The organism is Actinoplanes sandaracinus (genome assembly GCF_030009775.1).
Taxonomy (GTDB): Bacteria; Actinomycetota; Actinomycetes; order Mycobacteriales; family Micromonosporaceae; genus Actinoplanes; species Actinoplanes sandaracinus.
The window spans coordinates 1-5,222 of sequence record NZ_JASCTH010000073.1; the positions used below are offsets into that span (position 1 = coordinate 1).

6 protein-coding genes are annotated in these 5,222 nt (G+C 66.2%); 3 read left to right on the forward strand and 3 right to left on the reverse strand.

Annotation, left to right across the window (positions count from 1 at the left end):
- Together QLQ12_RS46540 and QLQ12_RS46545 are read right to left on the reverse strand one after the other, a co-directional pair.
- A partial coding sequence (locus QLQ12_RS46540; RefSeq protein ID WP_282767504.1) for a hypothetical protein occupies positions 1-186 on the reverse strand: 186 nt, incomplete at its 3' end.
- Between the two features lie 35 nt (positions 187-221).
- On the reverse strand, positions 222-788 hold the full coding sequence (locus QLQ12_RS46545; protein WP_282767505.1) for a signal peptidase I: 567 nt from the start codon (positions 786-788) through the stop codon (positions 222-224).
- 171 nt (positions 789-959) lie between these two features.
- Here QLQ12_RS46545 and QLQ12_RS46550 point away from each other — a divergent pair, with 171 nt between their 5' ends.
- Positions 960-1,580: a hypothetical protein gene (locus QLQ12_RS46550; RefSeq protein WP_282767506.1), complete on the forward strand. Its 621-nt coding sequence runs from the start codon at positions 960-962 to the stop codon at positions 1,578-1,580.
- 370 nt (positions 1,581-1,950) lie between these two features.
- The gene (locus QLQ12_RS46555; protein WP_282767507.1) at positions 1,951-2,649 is read left to right on the forward strand and encodes a hypothetical protein; all 699 of its coding nucleotides are present in this window, start codon (positions 1,951-1,953) and stop codon (positions 2,647-2,649) included.
- A 36-nt stretch (positions 2,650-2,685) separates the two neighbouring features.
- On the opposite strand, the gene QLQ12_RS46560 is transcribed toward QLQ12_RS46555, so the two are convergent.
- Entirely contained in the window at positions 2,686-3,084 is a 399-nt protein-coding gene (locus tag QLQ12_RS46560) for a hypothetical protein (protein WP_282767508.1), read from the reverse strand.
- A 460-nt stretch (positions 3,085-3,544) separates the two neighbouring features.
- On the opposite strand from QLQ12_RS46560, the gene QLQ12_RS46565 reads away from it, so the two are divergent.
- The gene (locus QLQ12_RS46565; RefSeq protein ID WP_282767509.1) at positions 3,545-5,062 is read left to right on the forward strand and encodes a LamG domain-containing protein; all 1,518 of its coding nucleotides are present in this window, start codon (positions 3,545-3,547) and stop codon (positions 5,060-5,062) included.
- Positions 5,063-5,222: the final 160 nt, after the last annotated feature.

A 5,222-nucleotide genomic window follows, 5' to 3' on the forward strand; every position in this document is an offset into this window, starting at 1 on the left:
AGCACCCCCTACCAGCAGATCCTCGCCGTTCTCGCCGCGCAACCGACCGGAATGCGGGCTAAAGACATCTGCCTTGCCGTCGGCGTCGACCCCGCCCCGAAACATGTCGAATGCGCCCGAGCACGACTCAGACGCATGGTCAGCCGCGGGATCCTGACGGAGAACGAACCCGGAATATTCGCTCATGCTCCGAAACGGACCTAACCTTCCCTACCGCCCTCTCACAGGGGGTCCACCTCGTCCTGATGTGTTTCGTCTCCCTCCCCATTCTGAGGGAGATCCGCACGGTTCTTTCGAGTGCGTGGTGCGGGCCCGTTCCAGTTCCAGCCGGCCGGGACCGCGGCACAGCACACAGAAAGCACCGCTGCGGCAATACCCACTCTCACGTACTGCCGCTCCTGCCACCAGACAGCGGGTAGACCGACCCAGGGCACGCGCAGCCGACCCATGCCCGTGACGTTTGCCGGCGGCACAGTCGTGGAGTCCGCGGAGGGGTTGCTGTCGCCCTTGGTGACCAGGGCCCCGTCACTGTCGATCTCCACGATGCGATGCATGACGTACTGGCCGGGCTCGTCGGGATCCTCGAACCGGACGATGTACCCCCGCTTCAATCGATCGCCGCGCACTGGCGCGGAGACCACCACGTCACCGGGCTCCACCGCCGGCCGCATCGAACCCGTCAACACGACTGATGGTGACCAGCCCCACATCGCGGGGATCAGTGTCCAGATGACCAGTCCGGCACCGCCGGACAGCACCATCACCGCCACCAAGGACAGCAGCGCCACGACCGTTGACGGGCCCTCCGTAGTGTCGGAACCGGGGCCGGGAGCGGGCGAGGTCACACCCCGCACCTCGACGAAGCACCGAGGATCCTTGGCCGCCGTCCCTCAAGTCGGCCACCGAAGCACCGATCAATCCGGGCACACAACGAGAATGGGTTCCCCGAGGAGAGCATCGTGTCGACGAACGAGAAGCGCCGCCGCGCCAAAGGCCCTATTGCTGTGGCAGCAGGTCTGATGAGCGGCCTCCTGTTGAGTGCCTTCACCGTCTGGAACGCCTCCCAGGCCGCCTTCTCCGACACTGAGAGCAACGAGACCAACGCCTGGAACGCGGGTAGTGTCACGCTGACCGACACTGCTCCCAGCGCGGTGCCCATGTTCAGAACCTCGACGGTCGGCGGACATGCGGCGAACACCAACAACCTTACCGAAACAGGGACGCAGGAGAACTGCATTGTCCTCAGATACGACGGCACCCTGAGCCCTCAGGAAGTCAAGCTGTACGTGACAAACTTCGCCGGCACCCTAGACCCGTACCTCAACGTGACCATCGAAACCGGGGCCGGTGGCGCCTTCGGCAACTGCACTGGCTTCGTCGCCGGTGGCGCAGCCATTTACAGCGGGACACTGAACGCATTCCGCACCGCGCGCACCGGCTGGGCTGACGGCCTGGCCACCGGCTGGACCCCGGCGATCGCGGGCGAGACCAAGGTGTTCAAGTTCACCACCTCAGTGAGCGGCAACGCCGCCCAGGCCAAGACCGCCAGCGCCGACTTCACCTGGGAAACGCGACAGTAACCCCGGCCTGGCGCCGTCACACCATTGCGGTGACGCGCATCCTTGAGCTGGCGGTGACAGGAACCACTGTCGCCGCCGGCTGAGTTTCCCGGCGCCGAACCGATGCTGCGGACGAACCCGGAAAACGCTGGACCTTCGGGATCAGGGCCCGGCCTTCGAGGGCAGCCAGGAACCCGCGAGCCGGAGTTCGCGGGCCTTTCGGGGCCCTGATTGCGGTGTTGAGGTACGGCCGAGCCCGTAGGCTGCCGCCTGCACTACGTGCTCGGGTTGATGTCGAGATGTTCGGGATCTCATGCGCAATGGTTTCGGTTGACTTATAGCATCGCTGTGCGGCCACTGGCCATGCCTGACCAGTAGGCGGAGGATGCGCATGCGACTATCCGGTTTGCGAGGCCGTCCCGACCGCGTTCACCGCATTCTTTCACTGACCTTGCCACCTGTGTGCCTGCTCGCGGGGAGCGCTGTGGTGTGGCAGGCCACGCGTGCGACATTCTCGGACACCACCAGCACGGCCGCCAACTCCTGGGCCACCGCAACGGTCAAGATCATCAATGATGAGGTGGGAATTGCCGTGTTCAACGGCCTCACCAACCTCAAGCCGGATGCCGCCGCCAATTCATTGGTGCTGAATGCCGCCGGGGCCTACAGCGGCGCGAGCAGTTCCGCCAGCGGCGGTTCGGCCTGCATCAAGGTCACCTACACCGGTTCGATCACGGCCAACATCCGGATGTACGGCACGATCACCAACGCCGGACTCGCGCAGTACCTGCTCTTCAGCGTCGATACGGGCACCAACGCCACCGCCGATGCCGGGAATGCCACCAACGTGACCTGCAGCACCTACAACAGTGTGGCCAACGTTTCGGGCCCGAGTCCCAACAGCACCGTGTACCTGAGCGGATTCCCGAACGCGTGGGCCACCGCCAATACGACGGCCTGGACGAATGCCGCACCGAACGCCTCGAAGTGGTATCGGATCTCCTGGCTGCTACCGGCGAACACCGCCCTCACCGGCGCTTCCTCGGTGAACGCGCAGGCGGTGTTCACGTGGGAGGCGCAGAACATCTGATCCCGGTCCCCGGAAACGTCAGCTCGGCGGGAAACCTCAGGGTCGTGCCTCCCAGGCGAGGCCGAACGTGGCTGTCTTGCTCGCTGCGAGATTCGTCGGTTGTACACGCCAGGAGAACTGGTAGGTCTTCGTGTCGTTGGTCGTCACCGCCCAGGCCGCAAGCCCGGTGGCGTAGCTGGAACTGGTGCTGTTGAGCAGAGTCAGGGTCTGGGTGCTGTCGAGCAGGCCGGTGGCGTTGAAGACGGTGCTCGAGGCAGTGAAGTCGCTGCAGTTGGCGTTGTCGCCCGAGCCGGTGCGCACCTGAACGGTCAGGTAGGGGGCCAGACCCGAGCCGGCTACCGACGACAGGTAGAAACGGGCCTGGGCCGCCAACGAGCCGGTGTAGGCCACCTTGACGCAGCGGCGATCGAAACTTCCCGCGATGGCACCCGTCACGGACACCAGCGCGCCGGCCGGACTGTTCGCACCGAAGGTGACCGTCCCCGTCTGCCAGGAATTCGTGCCAGTGCTCGATGACGCCGTGAATGCCGCACCCGAGTGAGGGATGTGGACGAGAGCGACCGACAGCAGTACGGGGATTCCCGCGATGGCACCAAGCCGCCTCCACGGCGAGGCACGCGTCAGGCGCCGACACGTACGGCCCGGTCGCCTCTCAAGCTGCCGGGATCGATCCCTGAGGTCAGCACGGCCCGACACCATGCTCCCTTCGGAGTCGTCCGACTCGAGCCCGAACGATCCCGTTCACCTTAACGTGGCCGTAGCAAGCGGTGGAGAGAACACCGAACACGGGCGCTACGGCACCGCGAATGCCGTCCGGCCTCAGTTTGACCGCGCGGCGGACGAACAGACCGAAGTGGGTAGGGAAACGGCCGGCCCGCGGCTGACCACGCGCCCGGTGGCACTTCTGCGCCGCCGATGGCGCCTGCCCGCTGTGGCTACCGTGCTGGCCCTGTTGACCGCGATCACCCCGGTCGTCTGGAACACCGCAGAAGCGGCCTTCACCGCGTTGACCACGTCGACGGGGAACAGCGTCGCCACCACGACGTTTCCGACGTATCCCACCGAAGTCGCGGCGAACGGTCCGTGGGCGTACTACCGCGGCGAGGACAACCGGTCGGCGGCGGCCACGTCAGCCGCCGCCAACACCTCCGGCGCCGCGGGTAGCGGAACCTACGACGACCCCACCACCGGGCCGTCGACGTGGTGGAAGTTCGACGAGAACGGCGGTACCACCGCGCTGGACTCGTCCGGCGCGGCGAACACCGGCACGGTATCGGCCGGCGCGGCGCCGGCCACCGGCAGAAGCGGATCCGCGCTGGCATTCGACAACACCGGCGACACCGTCACCGGCCTGCGTCCGGCCACCGCCACCAACGCGTCGTTCTCGGTCGTAGCCTGGGCCAAACTCGGCGCCAAGGGCACCGCCAACCGCACGCTGGTCAGCCAGGACGGCGCCTACCTGAGCGGCTTCTACCTGCACTGGAACTACTCGTCGGACCAGTGGACTCTGTCCATGTTCGGTCCGGACGCCGCGTCGCCCCCCAACTACGCCTACGCGGGGCACACGGCGACGGTCAACACGAACACGTGGTATCACCTGGTGGGCGTCTATGACAGCGCCACCCAGCAGGCCCGGATGTACGTCAACGCTACCGCCGGCACCGCTGTCGGCGTCACGGGCGCCTGGGACGCGACAGGCCCCCTCGTGGTCGGCCGAGGCAAATGGGGAGGACCCGTCGACCAGTTCAACGGTGTTGTCGACGAAGTCCGCGTCTACGGGCGGGTCCTCTCCGGCACCGAGATCACCGCCCTGTACAACAGCACCTTCACCGAAGTCGGCATGACCGCCAAGATCATCGGAGCGTTGCAAGGTCCGCAGCAGAATCAGGAGAACAGCTCCGGGATAGCCTTCGCGGGTCTGGCCAACGCCTACCGGGGTGGCACCACCGTCAACCCCACCACGTTCACCCTGGAGTGCTGGTTCCGGGTCGGGCCAGGTCAGTTCGGGCCGTTGATCGGCTTGTCCAGCACGACGGACACGTACACCGGCACGACCACCGACAAGGTCTTGTACATCGATTCGGGTGGACGACTGAGCTTTGCGGTGAAGCCGACGACGCCGGTCACCTTGCGCACCACCGCGCGCTTCGACGACAGCAGCTGGCACTATGTCGCCGCCAGTGTCGGCGCGGGCGGCACCAAGGTGTACATCGACGGCGAACCGGCCCTGTCCGACCCCAACACCGCATCGATGAGCCTGGCCGGACACTGGCGCTGGGGCGGCATACAGATGACCGGGCTGCCCAACGCGCCGGCCAACGACCGTCTCGTCGGCACCCTGGACGAGGTGGCGATCTACCCCACGCAGCTCTCGGACCAGCAGGTCGCATGGAATTACTACGCCAACCACTGAGGTGATTTCAGCAAGGAATTGGTGCCAGGCGCGCGCGACACGGGCATACCGGGGCAGGTCGGGCCGCGGGGTCGACGCCGACGGCAAGGCAGATGTCTTTAGCCCGCATTCCGGTCGGTTGCGCGGCGAGAACGGCGAGGATCTGCTGGTAGGGGGTGCT

Bases quoted from the DNA above. Each gene is read 5' to 3' on its own strand.
- QLQ12_RS46555 (WP_282767507.1), top strand. From the start codon at position 1,951: ATGCGACTATCCGGTTTGCGAGGCCGTCCCGACCGCGTTCACCGCATT.